Origin of the sequence: Bradyrhizobium sp. MOS001, assembly GCF_004634465.1 — a bacterium.
In the GTDB taxonomy this organism is placed as follows: Bacteria; Pseudomonadota; Alphaproteobacteria; order Rhizobiales; family Xanthobacteraceae; genus Bradyrhizobium; species Bradyrhizobium barranii.
This window is the reverse complement of record NZ_SPVJ01000010.1, coordinates 76,155-96,818: the sequence shown is the minus strand read 5'-3', so window position 1 is coordinate 96,818 and position 20,664 is coordinate 76,155. Positions and strand designations below refer to the sequence as shown.

General features: G+C 65.5%; 20 protein-coding genes. 9 read left to right on the top strand and 11 right to left on the bottom strand.

Annotated elements, in window-relative coordinates; all coding sequences use genetic code 11:
• Positions 1-33: 33 nt before the first annotated feature.
• Together CT676_RS16310 and CT676_RS16305 are read right to left on the bottom strand one after the other, a co-directional pair.
• Positions 34-342 carry a histone gene (locus tag CT676_RS16310; RefSeq protein WP_167768064.1) on the bottom strand — a complete coding sequence of 103 codons (309 nt, stop codon included), beginning with the start codon at positions 340-342 and terminating at the stop codon, positions 34-36.
• A gap of 66 nt (positions 343-408) precedes the next feature.
• Positions 409-1,800, bottom strand: coding sequence for a deoxyribodipyrimidine photo-lyase (locus tag CT676_RS16305; RefSeq protein WP_244623176.1), 1,392 nt, complete (start codon positions 1,798-1,800; stop codon positions 409-411).
• 169 nt (positions 1,801-1,969) lie between these two features.
• Between CT676_RS16305 and CT676_RS16300 the strand changes: the two genes are divergently transcribed.
• Positions 1,970-3,700, top strand: coding sequence for a Cache 3/Cache 2 fusion domain-containing protein (locus CT676_RS16300; RefSeq protein WP_135214934.1), 1,731 nt, complete (start codon positions 1,970-1,972; stop codon positions 3,698-3,700).
• Between the two features lie 115 nt (positions 3,701-3,815).
• Here the strand turns inward: CT676_RS16300 and CT676_RS16295 are convergent, their stop codons facing one another.
• A complete protein-coding gene (locus tag CT676_RS16295) occupies positions 3,816-4,475 on the bottom strand; it encodes a peroxiredoxin (protein ID WP_014494579.1) in 660 nt (219 codons plus the stop codon).
• A gap of 381 nt (positions 4,476-4,856) precedes the next feature.
• Here CT676_RS16295 and CT676_RS16290 point away from each other — a divergent pair, with 381 nt between their 5' ends.
• Positions 4,857-5,429 carry a hypothetical protein gene (locus CT676_RS16290; protein WP_028154483.1) on the top strand — a complete coding sequence of 191 codons (573 nt, stop codon included), beginning with the start codon at positions 4,857-4,859 and terminating at the stop codon, positions 5,427-5,429.
• Between the two features lie 70 nt (positions 5,430-5,499).
• Here CT676_RS16290 and CT676_RS16285 read toward each other — a convergent pair whose 3' ends face one another.
• Complete coding sequence (locus CT676_RS16285) at positions 5,500-7,353, bottom strand: nucleotide pyrophosphatase/phosphodiesterase family protein (RefSeq protein ID WP_135214933.1); 1,854 nt, start codon at positions 7,351-7,353, stop codon at positions 5,500-5,502.
• A 514-nt stretch (positions 7,354-7,867) separates the two neighbouring features.
• Here CT676_RS16285 and CT676_RS16280 point away from each other — a divergent pair.
• A complete protein-coding gene (locus CT676_RS16280; RefSeq protein WP_167768063.1) occupies positions 7,868-8,317 on the top strand; it encodes a hypothetical protein in 450 nt (149 codons plus the stop codon).
• 18 nt (positions 8,318-8,335) lie between these two features.
• Here CT676_RS16280 and CT676_RS16275 read toward each other — a convergent pair whose 3' ends face one another.
• Complete coding sequence (locus tag CT676_RS16275) at positions 8,336-9,178, bottom strand: GNAT family N-acetyltransferase (RefSeq protein ID WP_135214931.1); 843 nt, start codon at positions 9,176-9,178, stop codon at positions 8,336-8,338.
• 100 nt (positions 9,179-9,278) lie between these two features.
• Between CT676_RS16275 and CT676_RS16270 the strand changes: the two genes are divergently transcribed.
• Positions 9,279-9,983, top strand: coding sequence for an SDR family oxidoreductase (locus CT676_RS16270; protein WP_135214930.1), 705 nt, complete (start codon positions 9,279-9,281; stop codon positions 9,981-9,983).
• A 280-nt stretch (positions 9,984-10,263) separates the two neighbouring features.
• Positions 10,264-11,091, top strand: coding sequence for an outer membrane beta-barrel protein (locus tag CT676_RS16265; protein ID WP_135214929.1), 828 nt, complete (start codon positions 10,264-10,266; stop codon positions 11,089-11,091).
• A 67-nt stretch (positions 11,092-11,158) separates the two neighbouring features.
• Here the strand turns inward: CT676_RS16265 and CT676_RS16260 are convergent, their stop codons facing one another.
• Positions 11,159-12,214 (bottom strand): serine hydrolase, encoded by a 1,056-nt coding sequence (locus tag CT676_RS16260; protein WP_167768062.1) that lies wholly within the window; start codon positions 12,212-12,214, stop codon positions 11,159-11,161.
• Between the two features lie 279 nt (positions 12,215-12,493).
• Here CT676_RS16260 and CT676_RS16255 point away from each other — a divergent pair, with 279 nt between their 5' ends.
• The 3 genes from CT676_RS16255 to CT676_RS16245 all read left to right on the top strand — a co-directional run bounded on the left by CT676_RS16255 (position 12,494) and on the right by CT676_RS16245 (position 14,421).
• On the top strand, positions 12,494-12,883 hold the full coding sequence (locus tag CT676_RS16255; RefSeq protein ID WP_063982661.1) for a metalloregulator ArsR/SmtB family transcription factor: 390 nt from the start codon (positions 12,494-12,496) through the stop codon (positions 12,881-12,883).
• Positions 12,883-13,374: an SRPBCC family protein gene (locus CT676_RS16250; protein ID WP_167768061.1), complete on the top strand. Its 492-nt coding sequence runs from the start codon at positions 12,883-12,885 to the stop codon at positions 13,372-13,374. The genes CT676_RS16255 and CT676_RS16250 overlap by 1 nt, the downstream gene beginning before the upstream one ends.
• A gap of 204 nt (positions 13,375-13,578) precedes the next feature.
• Positions 13,579-14,421 (top strand): hypothetical protein, encoded by an 843-nt coding sequence (locus tag CT676_RS16245; RefSeq protein WP_063982663.1) that lies wholly within the window; start codon positions 13,579-13,581, stop codon positions 14,419-14,421.
• On the opposite strand, the gene CT676_RS16240 is transcribed toward CT676_RS16245, so the two are convergent.
• Positions 14,402-15,088, bottom strand: a complete 687-nt coding sequence (locus CT676_RS16240) for a response regulator transcription factor (RefSeq protein ID WP_135214926.1) — start codon at positions 15,086-15,088, stop codon at positions 14,402-14,404. The genes CT676_RS16245 and CT676_RS16240 overlap by 20 nt on opposite strands.
• Positions 15,085-16,470 carry a HAMP domain-containing sensor histidine kinase gene (locus CT676_RS16235; protein ID WP_135214925.1) on the bottom strand — a complete coding sequence of 462 codons (1,386 nt, stop codon included), beginning with the start codon at positions 16,468-16,470 and terminating at the stop codon, positions 15,085-15,087. The genes CT676_RS16240 and CT676_RS16235 overlap by 4 nt, the downstream gene beginning before the upstream one ends.
• A gap of 188 nt (positions 16,471-16,658) precedes the next feature.
• Here CT676_RS16235 and CT676_RS16230 point away from each other — a divergent pair, with 188 nt between their 5' ends.
• Positions 16,659-17,525 (top strand): DUF3280 domain-containing protein, encoded by an 867-nt coding sequence (locus CT676_RS16230; RefSeq protein ID WP_135214924.1) that lies wholly within the window; start codon positions 16,659-16,661, stop codon positions 17,523-17,525.
• A gap of 14 nt (positions 17,526-17,539) precedes the next feature.
• Here CT676_RS16230 and CT676_RS16225 read toward each other — a convergent pair whose 3' ends face one another.
• From CT676_RS16225 to CT676_RS16215, 3 genes are read right to left on the bottom strand one after another with little or no spacing between them, the layout of a single operon-like run.
• Positions 17,540-18,571 carry an L-idonate 5-dehydrogenase gene (locus tag CT676_RS16225; protein WP_135214923.1) on the bottom strand — a complete coding sequence of 344 codons (1,032 nt, stop codon included), beginning with the start codon at positions 18,569-18,571 and terminating at the stop codon, positions 17,540-17,542.
• Between the two features lie 25 nt (positions 18,572-18,596).
• The gene (locus tag CT676_RS16220; RefSeq protein WP_135214922.1) at positions 18,597-19,364 is read right to left on the bottom strand and encodes an SDR family oxidoreductase; all 768 of its coding nucleotides are present in this window, start codon (positions 19,362-19,364) and stop codon (positions 18,597-18,599) included.
• A 12-nt stretch (positions 19,365-19,376) separates the two neighbouring features.
• Entirely contained in the window at positions 19,377-20,576 is a 1,200-nt protein-coding gene (locus tag CT676_RS16215) for a mandelate racemase/muconate lactonizing enzyme family protein (RefSeq protein WP_167768060.1), read from the bottom strand.
• Between the last annotated feature and the right edge of the window lie 88 nt (positions 20,577-20,664).

Below are 20,664 nucleotides of genomic sequence, written 5' to 3'. Positions count from 1 at the left end.
GCCCGTACCCGGAGACCTGCTCGAGCGCTGCGATCAGCGCTTGGCCTTCTTTTTCGACTTGGCCGCCTTCTTCGCGGACTTCCTGGTGGCTTTCTTTGCAGCCTTCTTGGCCGCTTTCTTCGACGACTTCTTTGCAGCCTTCTTCGAAGATTTCTTCGCAGATTTCTTGGATGCCTTCTTGGCTTTCTTCTTGGAAGCCTTCTTCGGCGCTACTTTCTTCGCGACCTTCTTGGCGGCTTTCCTGACCTTCTTGACGGCGGTGACTGCGGCTTCGCTGGTTGCCTCCACGGCGGTGGTGATCGTGTCCAGCGCCTGTTCGGTGATCGGCTTCTCGTCGTCCATATCGTCCCCCACGGTTTGTATGGAGCGATGACGATAGCGGGTTTCAAAATAGTGTCAAAGCAGCGCTCAACCTTTGCGGATCTTTGCGTAGGCGGCGAGCGCGCGCTCGCGCCCCTTCGCGTGATCGACGATCGGCTGCGGATAGGTCTTGCCGAGCGTGACGCCCGCGCTCGCAAGCTCGATCGGTGATGCCTGCCAGGGCTGATGGATCAGCCTGGCCGGCACGTCTTTCAGCTCGGGTACCCAGCGCCGGACATAGGCTCCATCAGGATCGAACTTCTCGCCCTGGAGAGTTGGATTGAACACGCGGAAATAGGGTGCGGCGTCGGCGCCGCAGCCGGCGACCCATTGCCAGTTGGCGGGATTGCTGCCGGCATCCGCATCGACGAGCGTGTCCCAGAACCAGCTCTCGCCGTCGCGCCAGTCGATCAGGAGATGCTTGACCAGGAAGGACGCCACCACCATCCGCACCCGGTTGTGCATCGCGCCGGTGTGCCAGAGCTCGCGCAGGCCGGCATCGACGATGGGATAGCCGGTGCGTCCGCGCTGCCAGGCGGCGAGCGCTTTCTTGTCGCCCTTCCAGGGAAAGCCATCGAAATTCGTTTGCAGGTTTTCGGTGGCAAGGCTCGGGTGATCGTGGAGGAGGTGGCGGCAGAATTCGCGCCAGCCGAGCTCGCTCAGGAATTTTTCGACGCCGGGCCCGATCGCGGGATTCTCCGCTGCTGCAAAGCGCGCGGCGTGCCAGATCTGCCGCGGGCTGAGCTCGCCGAACCTCAAATGAGGCGACAGGCTTGAAGTCCCCTCGCGATCCGGGCGGTCGCGATCGCCGACATAGACGCGCGCGGTGTGCATGAGGAAGTCGCGCAGGCGCACGCGGGCCGAGGCTTCACCCGGCGTCCAGGTCTGGCGCAGGCCGCCAGCCCAGTCGGGCTTTGTCGGCTCGAGCGTCCAGCTCTCCAGCGCGTCGCTGGCGAGCGGCGGCGCGGGGCGTAGCTCCCGCGGTGCGGGCAGAGGCTTGGGCGGATCGCCCAGCGACAGCATCCGCCGCCAGAACGGCGTGAAGACGCGAAGGCCGCGGCCCTCCTTGTTGCGGATCGCCGAGGGTGGGACCAGCAAGTCGCCAGGGAAGCTCTGCGAGTCCACGCCGCGCTTTGCCAGCGCCGCTTCGAGCTGTTTCTCGACGGCGTGGTGTGGCGCCTGCGCGACCCCGTTCCAGTAGACCATTGCGGCTCCGCTCTCGCGCGCCACTTCGGGGATCACCTTGGCCGCCGGCCCCTTGCGCAGGATCAGCGATCCGCCGCGCGTGGCGATCTCGGCGCCGAGCGCCCGCAGCGACTGCGCCAACCACCAGCGCGTCGCACCGCCCGGCGGCCGTCCGGCCATCTCATCCATCACATAGAGGCAGATCACCGGCGCGCCTGTCTTGGCGGCAGCATGGAGGGCGGGATGGTCGGACAGGCGGAGGTCATCGCGGAACCAGGCGATGACAGGCGGCGCGCTTGGCGTGGTCAGGGCAGGCCTCGTTTACAATTTGGCAAGCATGCCGCGTGCGGCGGTGTGAACCGTCGTTAATTCGGTCGTAAGCCGATTGCATGAATATGCAGGAATTCCGGGGGTAGTTCCATTCATGTCCAACCGTGCGACGGCAAAGTTCTTGCCGCAATTCAAGCTGGGTACCAAGGCCGTCCTGTGCGCTGTGCTGCTGATCGCCGTGAACACGGCGCTTGTGGTCGGCGCCGGCTACTGGTCGCTCACCTCCGCCTTCAACGATCGCGCGCTGCGCGACATCGAGGTTAATTTGCGCACGCTGGCCCTGGCTTTTGCCGAGGTCGTTCCCGACGCGAAGATCACGATGCGGGATGGCGGGGTCGCGCGCGCCGAGATTCCCAAAATGCCGGAGTTCAGGGATCACGCCATCGTCGATCGCGCGGTGTCCTATGTCGGCGGCAACGCGACCCTGTTCGTGTTCGATGATGCGAGCGGGCAGTTCGTCCGCCGCTCGACCAACGTGAAGAAGGAGAACGGCGACCGCGCTGTCGGGACCCAGCTAGCCGCCGATCATCCCGGGCAGGCCGTCCTGCGCCGCGGCGAGGCGTACAGGGGCCCGGCCACGCTGTTCGGCAAAACCTTCATGACCGCCTATTTCCCGGTCGCGGATGCCACCGGCAAGGTCGTCGGCATTCTCTATGTCGGCATCCCCATGGCGCAGTTCGAGAGCATGCTGACCCAGGCCATCGAGAGCATGGCGATTGCGGCCGGTATTGCGGCGCTCCTGGTCCTGGTCCTCACCTTGCTGGTCGTCCGCCGTATCACCAGGCCGCTGACCTCGGTCACGCGCTCGCTGACGGCGCTCGCCGAAGGCAAGAGCGACGTCGAGATCGATTGCGAGGATCGCGCCGACGAGATCGGCGAGATCGCCCGCACGGTCGCGGTGTTCAAGAGCAACTCGCTGGAGCGGGCGCGCCTGCGCAGCGAGCAGACCGCGGCCACTGCTGCCGCGGCGGAGCAGCGCAAGGCGGAGCTGCGCAATTTCGTCGAGCAGTTCCGCGGCGGCGTCGGCGGCATCCTCGACAAGGTGCTGAGCTCCTCCGGTGAGTTCGAGCGGGTGGCGCGGCAACTCACCGACACCGCACGCTCCACCGCCGATCTGTCGGCGCAGTCGGCCGGCGCATCCGAGAACGCCTCCGAGCACGTGCGCACGGCGGCCTCAGCCTCCGACGAATTGTCCCAGTCGATCTCCGAGATCACCCGCCGGGTGCAGGAATCGAACGAGATCTCCGCCGAGGCGGTACGGCAGGCCGAAGCCACCGACCAGCGCATGGCGCAGCTCTCGGAAGCGGGGGCGCGCATCGGCGACGTCGTCAAGCTGATCACCTCGATCGCCGAGCAGACCAATCTTCTGGCGCTGAACGCCACCATCGAGGCCGCGCGCGCCGGGGACGCCGGTCGCGGCTTCGCGGTGGTGGCCCAGGAGGTCAAGACGCTCGCCGGCCAGACCGCCAAGGCGACGGACGAGATCTCGAACCAGATCGCCAGCATGCAGCTTGCAACGGAGGAATCGGTCACCGCCATCAAGGCGATCGGCCAGACCATCGAGCGCATCAGCGGCATCGCGGGCTCGATCTCGGCCGCGGTCGAGCAGCAGAGGAGCGCCACCCACAACATCGCAGCCAGCGTTCGCGCTGCGGCCTCCGGTACTGCCGATGTCGCGGTCAATGTCCGTCACGCCGCCAAGGGCGCGAGCGAGACGGGAGAGACGTCGAGCCGGATGTTCGCCTCTGCCCAGGCGCTGTCAGGCGAGAGCCTGCATCTGAAGGCCGAGGTCGACAGCTTCCTCGACCGCGTGCACGCGGCCTAATCCAACTCGGTCATTTCCGGGGCGGTCCGAAGGACCGAACCCCTGGTGCGCCATTGCGCACCAGAGTTCGATGCTGGGATGACTTTTTGCGGTCGCTATCCGCGACCGCCAAAAGTCACTTCGGCTGCGGCACGATGCGGATGTAGGGCTTCGGTTCCTTCCAGCCCTGCGGATAGATCGTCTTCGCCTCGTCGTTGGAAACCGAGCCGGCGATGATGACGTCCTCGCCCTGCGTCCAGTCGGCCGGCGTGGCGACACGATGCTTGGCGGTGAGCTGAAGCGAGTCGATGACGCGCAGGATCTCCTGAAAATTCCGGCCTGTCGTCATCGGATAGACCAGCACCAGCTTGATCTTCTTGTCCGGCCCGATGATGAAGACGTTGCGGACGGTCTGGTTGTCGGCCGGCGTGCGGGTGAGGGGATCGCCCGAGGTCGAGGCCGGCAGCATCTCGTAGAGCTTCGAGACGTTGAAGTCGGTGTCGCCGATCATCGGGTAGTTGGGGGCGGCGCCTTGGGTCTCCTTGATGTCCTCCGACCATTTGGAATGGCGGTCGACCGGATCGACCGAAAGGCCCATCAGCTTGACGCCGCGCTTGTCGAATTCCGGCTTCAGCTTGGCAAGCGCGCCGAGCTCGGTCGTACAAACCGGCGTGAAGTCCTTGGGGTGGGAGAACAGGAGAGCCCAGCTATTGCCAATCCAATCGTGGAACTTGATCTTCCCTTCGGTGGTCTCGGCTTCGAAGTCGGGCGCGGTGGTGCCGATCGGGAGTGTCATGGTTCTACCTCATCTCATTGAATTTACTTGGTAATTTATCTTTGGCCGTCGCGGCCAGTATAGGGTCTCCGCGACCCTAAGTGAACCGCTTCAAGTAAAATGTGAATTTCTTCTCTGAAGGGCCGATTTCCTAGCACCTTTCTGTTACAGCCGCGCCTGCGACGAAACATCTCGACCGGAGCCGTACGGTCTCGATTGCCCCCATAATGCCTTTTATGACCCGCATCACGCTCGCCCCGACGCCTCCGGAACCGAAATGGTCCTCGTAGCGACTAATCGGCAACCATTGAGAAAAGTCGCGATCCCCATATCGAATCATTAACCACCCCTTTACGCCCGCATGAAAATGCTGGTCGATCAGAAGAAATCTGGAAGTGAACTATGTCTGCCGCTGCGCATAAGTCTGTTGAGTCGCCGTCCCTCGAACCGTCCTGCCGCGATACCGCGGCTCATGCATTGACCGTCGTGCGCGACGGCGTGATCACGGGCGAAGGCCCGACCACCAAGGGCCGGGTCCACTTTTCCCGCTCGCTCGATGCCGATGACACCGCCTGGTGCGCGCGCATCCTGACCGCCACGGCCGTCAACGACCAGCCGGTCAGCCGCGCCGAAGCCGAGGCGCTGTTCGAGATCAATGAAGCCGCAACCGAGCGCACCGATGGCGGCCGGTTCGACGACCTGCTCGCCAAGGCCGTTGCCCATTACGCCGCGAGCGCCTCGGGCCTGAAGGTGCCGCCGCGCAGCGTCGCGCTGTCGGCAGAGTCCGAGATCGAGAGCTGGGCGCCGTCCTACGCCGCCAAGGTCAACAGCGAGATGCTGGAGTGGATCGCCGGACAGATGCGCGGCAAGCGCCAGAACAACCGTCGCCTGATGGCGATGGTGGCGACCTTCCTGGGCGCCACTGCGCTGCCTTTGGCGGGCCAATTGCCGAACGTATTCGACATCGGCATGTAAAAGATCTGGGAATGTAAGAGTTAGACGAGACTGTCGCGCCCCTTGCGAGGCGCGACAGACAACGGCGGGGTTATTTCCCCGCCGTTTTTTGTTTGCCGGCGTCCGGCTCGAGCCCGAGCGTGCGGCCCGGGAAACCGGCGGCGTCGAAATAGCGCTGGCTGCCGACACGCTGGAAGTTCAGCACGGTCACCAGGCCGCCCTCGGCGGGCTTGGACTTCAGCGTGCCGGTATAGGCCTTCGGCACGATGCCGTTGGGCAGGGCCTCCGACATCACGCGGCCGACAAGGCCGCCGTTCTGCGGGCCGCGCAGGCCCATGAGCTGGGCGGCCGTCATGCCGACGTCGGCATTGCTGACCGGGATCTGGCTGACATAGCCGGCTTTGAAGTCCGGACCGATCGCGGCCATGAAGTTCATGGTGTCGCCGCGGCTGAAGCTGCCATGCATGCCCTGGCCCTGGCGCAGCACGGTGTCGGCGACCTGCACCGAGCAGTTGGTCGGCGCCTCACCGCAATCGCTGGCATAGGAGCGGAAATTGACGACGATCGCCGGCGTTGGCGTCGCCGACTTGCCGCGCAGATTGATGCTCGACAGCGGCAGGGTACCGGGGATGCGGCCGAGCGAGTCGTCCACGAACAGGCCGGAGACGTAATCCTGCTCGAGCAGCGCCTTGACGGTCTTTGCCGCCAGCTTCTTGTCCTTGTTCGGCAGGTAGATCAGGTCCGAGCCGCCATTGGTGGCGATGACGAGATCAGGCTTGGTCGGATCCTTGCCGAGCACGCCGTTGCCGGCCTTCGGATGGGCGTTGCCGGTGACGGCGGCGTTCTTGTCGTTGGGGTCGAACAGCGGCAGGTCGAGCGCCTTGGCGAGGTCGATCGCCAAAAAGCCCATCGGCAAAAAGTCCTTCGGCGTGTCGTCATAGCTGACCTTGGCCGAGGGGCTGGTCTTGCTCTCCTTGGAGATGCTCGAGAAGCCGTGGTCGGCCTGGATCATGATGTTGGTATTCGCGGCCAGCCCGAGCTCGTCGAGCGCCTTGCGGAGCTGGGCAAGGTTGTTGTCGGCGTTCTTGATGCTCGCCATCGTGCTCGGGCCGTTGATGCCCGGCTTGATCTGGTTGAGGCTGTCGCCCTGGTTGTGCTGGGTGCCGTCAGGGTCGCGCGACCAGAACACCAGCACGAACGGCTTGTTGCGCGCCTTGAACATCGGCAGCACGGCCTTGGCGGCGACGTCGGCGAAATAAGCCTGCTGCGCGACGTTGGCGACAACGGTGCCGGGCGTCTTGGCATCGCCCGCCTTGGAATTGTCGCCGCGCGGCGGCGTGGCGAGGGGCAGGCCGGCCTTGGTCAGCGCGTCCTTCACCTCGTCAGGCAGCGCCACGCCGTTCTTGCCGCCGGTGGAGTCGTCGAACACGACCGAATGCAGGCCGGCCTTTTCGGGCTTGTCGGTGTGGTCGAACTGGTAGGTCGGACCGACCTTGCCGATCGCCGCGGTGCTGAAGCCCTTGTCGCGGGCCATCTTCAGAATCGTCTCTTCGTTGAGATAGTCGCCCTTGAAATGCTCGTCGATGTCGCCGAGCACGGCGTCGTTCTCGATGAAGGGGACCACGGTGTCGCCGGCGGGGACGGACGTATAGTTGGTCCAGATCGTGTTGGAGAACACGCCGGTGTCGCCGAGATAGTGACCGGTCGACATCGCCGAGCCGTTGGCCATGGTGAAGGTCGGGAAGAGCGAATGCGGGTTCTTGAAATTGACGCCCTTGTCACGGACCTCGGCCATCGCCGGCGCGGTCTCCGGCGTCACCTTCAGCGCGCGCAGACCATCGGGGATGAAGAGGATCAGGTTGCGGGGCGTGTTGTTCTGGGCGGAGGCAAGTCCGGTGGACAAGACTGTCAGCCCGGCGGACAGCAACACCAGTGAACGGCGCATCGAAATCTCCTGCGGTGAGGCGGCAATGGCCGCGACCGCGGCCCCCGGCCATCGTTTAGTTTTGCTGCATGACAGTTTTGTTACAAGGCCCAAGGAGCAAGCAGAAGTGACGGGGAGGTGACCAGGCACCCACGGATGGGGCGTTGTCGGGCGCGAGATCGCAGTTGTTGCGCTCAGCCGCCTCGACGCCGTCACTGCGAGGGCACCGAAGCAATCCGGAATTCCTCCGCGGCAAGACCCTGGATTGCTTCGCTGCGCTCGGGGAGGAGGCGACTTCAAGCAAAATTGCCGCCGCCAAATTCGGCGAGCGCGATCAACTCCGATCAACGGGTCATGAGGACTACCCCGGAACGAAGTGTCTGAAATCAGCACAGAATCCCGGGCGACTTGCCGCACCAAGCTCCCTGTTAATCCCGTGCCTTAACCAACAATTAATTATACGTTTGCGGGTGGGCGACGGGCCGGCCTAGCGTGCGGTGGGGAGCCGCCGAAGCCAAACGAGTTGGTGCGTATCATGATGTCCAGATCATATGGGGCGCTCTTCGCCTCGCTCAGCGCAGCCGCGCTGCTCCTTTCTGCCAATGACGGTTTTGCCAGGCCTGGCGCCACCGCCACCGCCGCGCACGGGATGGCCGGCGCGCCTTCCGGCGCGATCGCGCGTCCGCAGATCGGTCCTGGCGCCCGGTTCCGCGGCCGCAACACGCCTTGGGTCTATTGGCCGGGCGGCGGCGGGTTCTACGACAACGCAGGCTATAACCAGCCTTTCGTCGATGCCGGGCAGCCGGCCTCCACCGACGTGCGTTACACCTATACGTACGACGTTCCCTGGGACTGGACCCATCGCTTCCCGCCGAATGTGGTGCCGTCCGACCGGCCCTATGTGCCGAGCTGCCCGACGGAGCAGGTGACGGTGCCCGGCCGCGGCGGCGCCGAGCACACCGTCAACATCATGCGCTGCTACTGAGCGGCGTCGTCCGCCCAGCTAGCCCAGCTCAAAGCTGGTCACGCCGAAGACGCGGTCGATCCGCAGCGGCGGGATCGGCCCTGTGTACATCCGCGCCGTCTCGAACACCGGCTGGAGCCCGAGCGATTCCGCGAGCGCGATGGCCTCGCGATTGATCGCGGGGACGTCGAGGAAGACTTCCCCGCCACCAGCGCTCGCCAGCAGGGCCTGCACGATCCCTTCCGCCGCTCCGCGGTCGTCGGCGACGAGCGGGCCGATCTTGTGGCCGGTCCGGCAGGGCCGGATCACCCCCCATGCCGCGAGCTTGCCGTCGCGCAGCAGCGCGCCGCCGAGATGGCCTGATGTGTTGACCCAGGCGCGCAGGAAGGTGCTGCGCGCGGCCGGGAAGGCGGTCGCGTCGTCGGCTTCAACGAGCGCGAACGGGACATTGTCGAGCGCGACAATTTCGGCGGGCGGATTCGGCGGCGCGGCGACGATGCCGCCGTAGCGGATATTGGCGTAGGCCAGCTGGAAGCCGGACTTCTTGTAATTATCCTGCTGCGCGACGACGCCGTCGAGCCCGATCACGCGGGCGCCCGCATGCGCGATCGCCGCGTTCCAGATGCGCAGGCCGTGGCCCACGCCGCGAAAGCCTGAGCGCACGATGTAGAAGCCGAGGAAGGCGAAGCGGTCATCGTAGTTGACGCAGGAGATTGTTGCGACCGGCTCGCCGTCGATCTCGCCGACGAAGAAGCCCTTCGCGTCCGGGATCGCGAAACAGGCGGCGTCGCCGAGGCCCGGATTCCAGCCCTCGGCCGCGGCCCAGTCGACGGCGATGGCGATCTCCTCGGGGCGCAAATTGCGGATCTGCAGATCGCTCATGATGGATGCCTTCGGCGGTGGACCTGGCGGCAGGTCCGGCGGTAGAAGGCCTCATGATAGGCCGGGCCTGGGGCTCGCCTCAACACAGGGATGATCGGTCATGGCAGCAGAGAAGGTCGCACTTGTCACGGCTGGCGGCAGCGGCATGGGGGCAGGGGCTGCGCGGCGGCTCGCGGCCGACGGCTTTCGCGTCGCGATCCTGTCGTCCTCCGGCAAGGGCGAGGCGCTGGCAGTCGAGCTCGGTGGCCTCGGCGTCACCGGCTCCAACAAGTCGAACGATGATCTGAAGCGGCTCGTCGACGGGGCGATGGCCAAATGGGGACGCATCGACGTGCTCGTCAATAGCGCCGGCCACGGGCCGCGCGCGGCGATCACGGAGATCACCGACGAGCAGTGGCACACCGGCCTCGACACCTATCTCCTCAACGTGATCCGGCCGACCCGGCTGGTGACGCCGGTGATGCAGGCGCAGAAGGCCGGCGCCATCATCAACATCTCGACCGCCTGGGCATTCGAGCCGAGCGCGATGTTTCCGACCTCTGCGGTGTTCCGCGCCGGCCTCGCCGCCTTCACGAAGATCTTCACCGACACCCATGCCGCCGACAACATCCGTATGAACAACGTGCTGCCGGGCTGGATCGACAGCCTGCCGCAGACCGATGCGCGGCGCGACAGCGTGCCGATGAAGCGTTACGGCAAGGTCGAGGAGGTCGCGGCGACGGTGTCGTTCCTGGCGTCCGAGGGTGCCGCCTACATCACCGGCCAGAATATCCGCGTCGACGGCGGACTGACGCGCTCGGTGTGAGTCGGCGCGCGGCTTCGCTCCGCCATTCTGGTGCACTTGTCGTAACGCGACGCGCGGCCTGCGCGGTGCGCCGCTGCGGCGGGGCGACGCGTGGCGTTCGGGTCACACTCGTCACTGGTCTTGCGCGATAAGTCACGGACTACGTCACAGTCCATACGAACTGCGCCGCAGACCGAGACGGCGAGCGGTCCACTCCCTATTCCCCAATCTGCGCCGGATGGCTCCCACCGGTGCGCAATTGAAACGCGAGCGTCGATCGCGTGGGGCATGGAGACTCGGAATGAACAAGTTTTTGCTGGCGGTCGCTTCAATTGTGCTCGGCACCGCATCCGCGCATGCGGCCGACCTCGCGGCGCAATACACCAAGGCGCCGGTGATGGCGCCGGCCTACAACTGGACCGGCTTTTACGTCGGCGGCAATGTCGGCGGGCAGTGGGGCAACGCCGATCTGAACACCTCGACCATCTGGACGCCGGCCGGCTATTTCGCCGCCAGCAGCGTCCCCGCCATCAACACGGTCGGCGCCCAAGGCGTCAACAGCTCCAGCGTGACCGGCGGCTTTACCGCGGGCTACAACTGGCAGGTCAACCACGCCGTGCTCGGCCTCGAAGGCGACATCAACTATTTCGGTTTCAAGGGCAGCGCGACGGGCTCTGCGCTCTATCCCTGCTGCGCGCCGACAGGCTTTACCGTGTCGTCGCAGGTCTCGGCCGATTGGCTCGCCACCATCCGCGGTCGCATCGGCTTCCTCGCGGCTCCGACCTGGCTGCTGTACGCGACGGGCGGCGCGGCGATCTCCGAGGTGAAGGGCAATTTCAATTTCACCGACACGTTCTCAGCCGCGACCGAGTCGGCCGCGATTCGCGACACGCGCCTCGGCTGGACCGCGGGCGTCGGCACCGAATATGCCTTCGGCGGCGGCTGGTCGCTCAAGGTCGAATATCTCTACGTCGATCTCGGCCGCGCCAGCGCGACCAGTACCAATCTGGTCGGCGGCGTAACGCAATATCCGAGCAACGTTTACACCCACTCGGTCGATCTCAAGTCGAACATTGTGCGCGTCGGCGTGAACTACAAGTTCGGCGGACCGGTCGTCGCCAGGTACTGAGCATCCCGTTCCTGATCTGGCGCGGAAAGCCCCGGCTCTGCCGGGGCTTTCTGTTGCGAGGGACGGTTCAGTGCGAGGCGACGAGCTTCGCCAGCGCGGGCAGGATCTTGTAGCGAACGATCTCGTGCGGGTATTCGCCGCGATTGGCGAGCAGGACGAAGCCGATCTGCCTGATAGGGACGAGGCCGAGATAGCCGGAGGCATTGTTGAGGCCGCCGGGCTTGTCGACGATGGTGGCGTCGGGGAGGTGGACCGTCTCCCAGGCCATGCCTTGTCCGAATTTGTCGTCGACGCGGAAGGTCTCGCGCTGCGTCATCCGCAGCGCCTCGCGCAAATGCGGTTCGACCGAGCGGTCGTCGACGCAGGCCGCAACGAAGGTCGCGAGATCCCGCGCGGACGAAAACATCTGGCCGGCGCCGGGAAAGTCGAAATAGCTCTGCTGGTTGCCGGGTGGGCCGATCGCCATGCCCTGATCCGAATAGCCTTGCACGACGCGCTGCATCCACGCCGTGTCCATGACGGCGCGGTTGTCCTCGCCGCGCTCCGGCAAAGAGGTCGCATTCATGCCGATCGGCCCAAGGATGCGCTCTTCGAACAGGGTTGTGATCGGAGCGCCGTAGCAGCGCTCGAGCACGAGCTGAAGCAGCACGTAACAGGCATGGCTGTAGATGCGCTGCTTGCCGGGCGCTTCGCCGGCCTGCGGCTTCCAGGCGTTGAACATGTCGATGAACTGCGCCCGCGAGAACGAGTCGTTCGGCCAGGGTGGATGGTCGGTCGACAGCAGCATGCCCGACGTGTGCATGGCGAGCTGGCCGACGGTGACGCGGCGGACATAGTCTCCGGTGAGCTCGGGCAGATATTTCGGCAGGCGGTCGTCGAGCCGCAATTCACTCCGGAGCGAGCCCAGCGCCACCAGCGCCGCCTCGAACGGTTTGCGCAGCGAACCAAGGTTGAACAGCGTGTCCGGTGTGACCGGTCGTCGCGTGCCGTCGTCGGCGAAGCCGTAGTTGAAGAACTCGACATGGCGGCCGGCATAGAGCGCGGCGGCGAGGCCGCCCGGCTGGTCCGGCGTCGCGGTCGGCGCCAGCTCGTTGGCGACGATGTCGCGCATCTGCGCGATCATGTCGGAATCCGCGGATGCGCGGCGCGGCCAGGCCAACGCGAGGGGAACCAGCGCAGCCCGCGCGAGGGCCCGCCGGGTGAGGTGTGATGAGGTGACAACAGACGGCACGGCTCTGACGCATGATGCGATGCGCCCCCTCTCTCTTCTAACGGCGAGGGCTGCGTGTCCCAATTCACGATTGCGCGTTGTGGGTTCCGCCGGCGGGGCTTGCGGAAAAATACTTAGCTTGTGGGCTAACAATTATTGACGCCGGGCGATGGCGGGCCTATAGTTAGCTTCATGGCTAACCAATTATCCCAGCTCGACCATGTCTTCGCAGCCCTTGCCGATCCCACAAGGCGGGCGATCGTGATGCGGCTCTGTGCCGGCGAGGCGTCGGTCGGCGAGCTCGCCGATCCGTTCGAGATGGCGCTGCCGAGCTTCATGAAACACATCCATGTGCTGGAGACGAGCGGGCTCGTTCAGTCGGAGAAATCCGGCCGCGTGCGCACCTGCCGGCTCAGCCCGGACGCGCTCGTCGGCGCGGAGGACTGGTTCCAGCAGCAGCGCGCGATCTGGGAGGCGCGGCTCGACCGGTTCGAGGCTTACGTCATGCAACTGAAGAAAGAGAAGGAGAGGGCGGCCGCCAAGCGACCGTCCCGCACAACCAAACGGAAAGGTTCTGAGTGATGACGAATTCTGCCAATCCCGCTCTGTCGCAATGGTCGATGGACCGCGAGATCGTGATGTCGCGCGTGATCGACGCGCCGCGCGATCTGGTGTTCGAGGCGTGGTCCGATCCAAAACATCTCCCGCAATGGTTCGGGCCGAAGGGCTTCAAGATCGAGACCTTCGAGATCGACGTGCGTGTCGGCGGCGTCTGGCGCTTCAACATGATCGGTCCCGACGGCACCGTCTATCCGAACCGCATGCGCTTCCGCCGCATCGAGCGGCCGTCGCTGATGGAGATGGATCACGGCGTCGACCAGGACGACGATCCCGGCATGTTCCGCTTCACCCTCACCTTTGCCGAGCAGAGCAACGGCAAGACCGTGCTGATGATGCGGCAACTGGCCTCGAGCACCGAGCAGCGCGACGGCATGATCGGCTTCGGTGCCGTCGAATATGGCTACCAGACGCTGGACAAGCTCGCGGCGTATGTTGGTGGGATGAAGAAATAGAGTCCCCGCGTTATTCCGGGGGCCTCGAAGAGGCGCCCCGGAATAAGCTCGGAAACGCATGGGGAGAGCAGCCGCCTTCTCGAATATGACAGCGCGCAGGTCAATTATGACAGCGCCATAACGTAGATTTTTGTCGCGTCGTGCCGCCGATTTATGACAGAATTGCTACCACTAAATGTCATATCGGTTACGGCGGAGCGATTCATGTTGCAGTGGCAGGCGCGGTCAAATCCCCTCGCGTGGTGGTGGGGGTCCCTGACGCTTGTCAGCAGTGCCAACATTCTCGTCTGGTTCATGCTGTACCGCGAGTTCTATCCGACGGTTGCCGGCAGCGCCGGCGGCGGTTCGGATATCGGGCTGATGTTCCTGCTCTGCGCCGGCTATGTGTTCGGCTGCGCGTTCCGATCGTTCCTGCCGCGCGCCGACGTGCAGCGCATCTGCCTGTTCGACACCTGGCTCTCCAGCGTCTTCGTCGGCCGCACCGTCGCGACCGTGGCCGAACTGTGCTTCGTCGCGCAATGGGCGATCATCCTGCATCAGCTGGGTCACATGACGGGCGCGGAGACCGCGGTGAACATCGCGCTGGTGATCGTGCCCATCATCATCGTCGCGGAGTGCTTCTCCTGGTACGCGGTCGTCACCACCAACTTCCTCTACAACGCGATCGAGAACTCGCTGTGGGCGGTGACGTTTTTCCTCGCCGGCATCGCGCTGTGCCGCCTCATGCCGGAATTCCAGGGACCGGTGCGATGGGCGCTGATCGCCGGCATCGTCGGCATCGCCTGCTTCCTCGCCTTCCTCGTCACCGTCGACGTGCCGATGTATCTCAGCCGCTGGCGGGCAGGGCATCAAGAGGGCAACAAGCTCCTCGGCTTCCTCGAAGGTCTGCATGACGTCGCGACGCGCTGGGTGGTGACCCACGACATCGCGCATTGGAAGGGCGAGCTGACCTGGATGTTCCTGTATTTCACCGCTGCGGTGTGGTCGAGCCTCGCGCTCTGCGCGCTCTACGCCATGGAAGGCTATCTCACGCGTTATCTGGCCTGAGCGACCGGGCTTCGCCGAGATCGGCCTGCGTCAGCAGGCCTTGCCGCAGCGCCAGCCGGACCAGCTCGATGTCGGAGCCGACGCCGAGCTTGTCCTTGATCAGCGAATGCAGGTTCGCCACCGTCTTCGGGCTGACGTGGAGCGTCTCGGCGATCTCCTCCGTCGTGTTCTCGGCGAGCAGCAGCCGCAGCACCTCGAACTCGCGCGGCGTGAGCACGTCGGCGGCCGAGCTCTCGCCGCTGATACGGCTGAGCGCGAGCTCGTGGTCGATGTCGGGGCTGACGGCGATCTTGCCGGCGAGCACGTCCATCACGGCGCGCACCAGCGTCTCGGGCGGGCTGGTCTTGGTGACATAGCCCCGCGCGCCGGCGCGGATCGCCTGCACGGCGAAGCCGGCATTCTCGTGCATGGTGAAGACGAGGATCCGTGCCGCCTTGTCCCATTGCCTGATGCGCCTGACGGCCTCGATGCCGCCGATGCCGGGCATGCTCAGATCCATGATGACGAGGTCGGGCGCCTCGGATTTGAACAGACGGTAGGCCTCGGCGCCGTCGGCCGCTTCGGCGACAACGCGAAGCCCCGGCTGCTTCTGGAGCACGGAGCGATAGCCCTCGCGGACGACGGAATGGTCGTCGACCAGCAGAATGGTCGCATCGGCCGCGCTCATGCCGCGCGCTCCAGTGAGTGCCGATCGAGGCCTGCAAGCGGAATGACCACGCGCAGCGCGGAGCCGCCGTTCGGCGCGGCCTCGAAGCTCAACTGGCCACGCAAGGCCGCGACGCGCTCGCGCATGCCGAGCAGGCCCATTCCGGATTTTGCGACGGGATCGTTCGACCGTCCGTCGTCGTCGATCGCAAGTGCGATCTCGTCGGCACGCATCGCAAGCTCCAGGCTTACCCGCGTGGCGCCGGCATGCTTGGCGGCGTTGGTGAGCGCCTCCTGCACGATGCGGTAGAGGCTCGCGCTGATCGTGGCGGGCAGGGTCGCGAACGCACCGTCGAACCGGATCGAAAACCGCGTCTGGCCGCGGCTACGCCCGTTCCAGCCCGCAACCAGGCCTTCGAGGCTCGCCACGAGCCCGAGCTCCTCGACATCAGGCGGGCGCAGCCGGAACAGCGCGCCGCGCAGCGTCTCCATCATGCCGGTTGCGGTCCGCGCGATGCCGTCGCACTCGCCAAGCAGGGAGGGGCAGTCCTGTACGGCGGTCTGGCGGGCGGAGGAGGCGAGCGCGCGGATGGCGGCCAGCGACTGGCCGAACTCGTCATGCAGCTCGCGTGCGAGATGGCGGCGCTCCTCGTCCTGGAGTGCGATCAGTTTCCGCGTCAGCTCGCTGCGCTCGGCCAGCGCGATGTCGAGGCTTTCGGCGAGATGGTTGAAGACGTCGCGGATCGCCGACAGCTCGGCGAGATCGAACGGCGGCAGCCGCGTCGACAGGTCATTGGCGGCGATCCGTTCGAGGCCGGAGCGGATCATGCGGGTGGGGCGCAGCGCACGCGCCAGCGCAGCGTAGACCAGGACGCACAACAGCGGCAGTGCGATCGCAAGTGCGAGCATCAGGCGGCCGGCCTCGTGCCAGGCGTCGGCCGTCTGCACGGCCGGGTCGACCGAGACCACGGTCTCGCCGAGTTTCGTTCCGCGCACGATCACGGGCCGTGCCGCCTCGCGGCCGGGGTCGAACAGGCTGCGATAGAAAGCCACGAAGACTTGCGGCGGCGGGTTCGCCGGGATCGGCGCGCCACTGCAGAATCGCTGGATGATGTCGCCGCTCACGCCGCGGAACGCCAGGCACAGGCCGGGCGTCATCACATAGGCCGAAACGGGGTCGAGGTTGGGAAAGTCCGAGCGCGGGCTAGCCACCCACTGGATCTTGCCCTGTTGCAGCTCCAGCGTCTTGGCCACGATGGCGGCGATGTCGTCGAGGCGCGCATGGGCCGCGCGGTCGGCGGTGATGAGGAAATAGGCGGAGATCGCGGCGAAGCACGCGGCCGATATGGCGGCCACGCGCAACGTCAGACGGACCTTGAGATCGAACCTCGGGCGGTTCCACATCGGCGGGCACCTGGCGCGAACGGAATTGTCGCCGGCGCATTAAACGGCAGAACGCGAGCGGCGGAAAGCACTGCGCATACCGCGGTGCAACGTCGTGAAATTTTCCCGGCCTTGATCGGGACCAGCGCAGCTGCATGGCATGAGGTTGCCGTCCAGATTGCGCCGCCGCTCCACCACACGAGGCCCGCATGCGCCGTATCAGCTTGATCCTCTCTGCTTTCCTCCTCTTCGTCCTCCCGGCGGCCTCCTCGCCTGCCGGCGCCGAGGATGCCATTGGCGTTGCCATGGACGATTTCAGCTACACCGATACGTCCGCCGAGCCGGCCAACCAGACCGCCGCCCATGAGCGGCGGCTGTCGGCGTTCATGGCCGCGCTCAGGCGGGATATCAGTGCGGACGGTCGTTACCGGCCGGTGCCGTCTGCCCAGGACGGCGCGGCATTCAAGGTCATCGGCGGCATCCAGAAGACGAGCACGCTGGTGCAATGGGCCAAGGTCGCCGTCATCGACGTCGGCGCCAGGAAGCTCGTGATGGACAAGCTCTACACCTTCCGCGGCGACAACGATGAATCATGGGAGCGTGCCGAGATTTTCGTGTCTCGCGAGGTCATGGCCGCGCTCGCCACGCCCGCGCCGGTCGCGCTGGCCGTGTTCGATTTCGAGCTCGAGGACACGACCGCCGCCTCGACTGGCACTTCAGCCACGTCGGATGCGTCATATCTGGCCGAGGTCACCGGCAGCGTGCGCGAGGCGCTGGGCCAATCCGGCCGCTACCGCATCGTTGATGCCGGCGGCGAGGCGGTCAAGGCGCGCGCCTTGCGGGATTGCGGTGGCTGCGAGGCGGCGATCGCGCAAAAGCTCGGCGCGGATCAGTCGTTGATCGGCGTGGTGCGGCGGGTCAGCCGCACCGAATACACGCTCGGCTTCCAGGTCCGCGATGCCAGGACCGGTGCGGTGCTGTCACGTGGCGACAGCGGCCTGCGGATGGGTGCGGACTATTCGTGGAAACGGGGCGCGGTCCGGCTGGTCAGCGATAAGCTGATCGGGAGCCAGTAACCGCGATACCAGCCCTAGAACGTCAGCTGCACCTTCATCGACTGCGAGCGGTCACTGGCGAGTTCGAACGCGGCGACCGCGTTTTCGAACGGCATGGTGGCCGTGATCAGCGGTTTCACGTCGATCAACCCTTCGCCCATCAGCCGCACCGCGAGCTCGAATTCGGGGTCGAAGCGGAAGGTGCCGCGGAGCTGCAATTCCTTGGCGACGATGGAGTTGATCGGCAGCGTCATCTCGCCGCCGAGACCGAGCTGCACCAGCGTCGCGCCGGGCCGAAGCACGTCGAGCGCGGTGCGAAGCGCGGCCTGGTTGCCGGAGGCCTCGAACAGGGTGTCGAACACGCCCTTGCCGGCGCGCCAGGGATCGAGCGCTGTGGCATCGGTCGCGACATTGATGGCGTGGGTGGCGCCGAGCTTCTTTGCAACCGCGAGCGGCGCGTCGGCGACATCGGTCACCACGATCTCGGACGCGCCGCCGAAGCGCGAGACCAGGATCATCAGCGCACCGATCGGCCCGCAACCCGTGATCAGCACGCGCTTGCCGAGGAGGGGGCCGGCCTGCTTGCCGGCATGCAGGCACACCGCGAGCGGCTCAGCCACCGCAGCTTCCGCCAGTGTCAGCTTGTCCGCGATCGGCACCGCCTGCGCGGCATCGACCGTGATGAATTCACGGAAACCGCCTTGGACATGGGGAAAACGCATCGCGCTGCCGAGGAAGCGCATGTCGAGGCACTGGTTGCGCATGCCTTCCTGGCAATGCAGGCACTGGCCGCACGGTCTGCTCGGATTGACGGCGACGCGCGTGCCCGGCTTCACATTGGTGACGCCGTCACCGACCGCCGCGACCACGCCCGCGATCTCGTGGCCCAGCGCCATCGGCTGCTGGATGCGCACGACGCCGAAGCCGCCGTGGTGGTAGTAGTGCAGATCGGAGCCGCAGATGCCGCCGTTCGCAATCTTGACGCGGACTTCGCCCGAGGCGGGGGCTGGATCGGGATAGCTGTCGATCCGCAGGTCTTTCGGGGCGTGGATGACGACGGCGCGCATGGTCTCGTTCCCTTGGCTTTCGCGATTACATCGCGGCGATCATGCCGCCATCGACATAGATGATCTGTCCGTTGACGTAGGTCGAAGCATCCGAAGCCAGGAAGATCGCCGCGCCCACCAGTTCGTCCGGCCTGCCCCAGCGCTTGGAGGGGATGCGGCCCATCAGCCAGTTGTTGAAGTCGGTGTTGTTGACCAGCGCCTCGTTCATGTCGGTCAGCATGTAGCCGGGGCCGATCGCATTGGCCTGGATGCCGTGCTGGGCCCATTCCACCGCCATCGAGCGGGTCAGGTTCTTGATGCCGCCCTTGGCCGCGGTGTAGGGCGCGATGGTGGGACGCGCGAGCTCGCTGCCGAGCGAGCCGATATTGATGATCTTGCCGTGCTTGCGCGGGATCATGCGCTTGCCGGCCTCGCGGCCGATCACGAAGGCGCTGGTGAGGTCAGTCTCGATCACCTTGCGCCATTCGTCGGTGGTGAACTCGACCAGCGGCTTGCGGTGCTGGATGCCGGCATTGTTGACGAGAATGTCGACCGCGAGCCCTTCGCGGTCGAAGCGCTCGAAGCCCGCGACGATCGCGGGCTCATCGGTGACGTTGAACGCGGCGCCCTCGGCCTGATGACCGGCGGCGCGAAACTCGGCGACGGCCTGCTCGACGCGCTTGGGGTCGACGCCGTTGATGATGATCTTGGCGCCGGCCTTGGCCATGCCTTCGGCAATGGCGCGGCCGAGCCCGCGGGAGGAGCCGGTCACGAGCGCGGTGCGGCCGGAAAGGTCGAAGAGGGCGGTGCTCATCTCAAGAAATCCTCAGACGTTGGAGCGACGCACGGTCAGATCGGAGCGGTCAAATACGGCGGGCAGAAGGTCGACGCCGAGGCCCGGTCCTTCCATCGGATAGACAAAGCCGTCCTTGATCGTGGGCATCGTGGTGACGAGCTCATTGTACCAGCCCCTGTAGAAGGCGCGTACCGATTCCTGGATCAGCGTGTTGGGCTGGCTGAACGACATGTGGATGGCGGCGATGAAGCCGATCGGGCCGATGCAGTCATGCGGCGCAAACGGGCGGTGATAGGTCTCGGCCATCGCCGCGATCTTGCGGCCCTCGGTGAGGCCACCGGTCCAGCACAGGTCTGCCATCACCACATGCATGGCGTCGCGGTCGAGCATGTCCTTGTAGGGGAAGCGTGAGCCCAGCGTCTCGCTGGCGCAGACCCAGACATCGGTCGAACGGGCATATTCGGCCAGCGCCTGCGGCGAGTTCATCCGGATCGGGTCTTCGTACCAGGTCGGCTTGTAGGGCTCGAGCGCGCGCGCGATCTGCTTGGCGGTCGGCAGGTTCCAGAGCGAGTGGAGCTCGACCATGATCTCCATCTTGTCGCCGACGGCCTTGCGGATCTTCTCGAACGGTTCGATCGCCCGCTTCATCTGGGCTGCGGTGATGTAGAGGCCCTTGTTCTCCTGGGCCGCCGGATCGAACGGCCAGATCTTCATCGCGGAAATGCCGCTCTCCAGCAGGCTTTCGGCCAGCGCGTCGGCGTGGTGCATGAAGCCGTCGAGGTCTTCGTAGGGGCCTTTGGAGGCGCCGAGATTCCAGTTGGCGACGGGGCTGATATTGGTGGAGCGGACATATTGGGTGCCGGCGCAGGTGTTGTAGATGCGCTGCTTGTCGCGGCAGAGGCCGCCGAGCATCTGGTGCACAGGCTGATTGCAGACCTTGCCGAACAGATCCCATAGCGCGATGTCGATTGCGGACGCCGCGCGGTATTCGACACCGGTGGAGGACTGCGCCATCGGCAGGTTCAGCATGTCGCGATGGATCGCCTCGATGTGCAGCGGATTGCGGCCGAGCAGGCGGCCGGCAAAGGTGTCGTGGATCTGCGCTTCGACCGCGCCCGCGCCATAGAAGGTTTCGCCGAGACCGATCATGCCCGTGTCGGTGTGAACGCGTACCCAGATGACGTTGGAAAATTCCTCGGTGCGCAGCGTCTCGATTGACGTGATCTTCACGGCAACAGTCCTCCCATCACAGGCGCCTCGCACCTGACGTCTCATTTCGCACTGCAACATGTTGCAGATCGCGCGAACGTCTTACGCC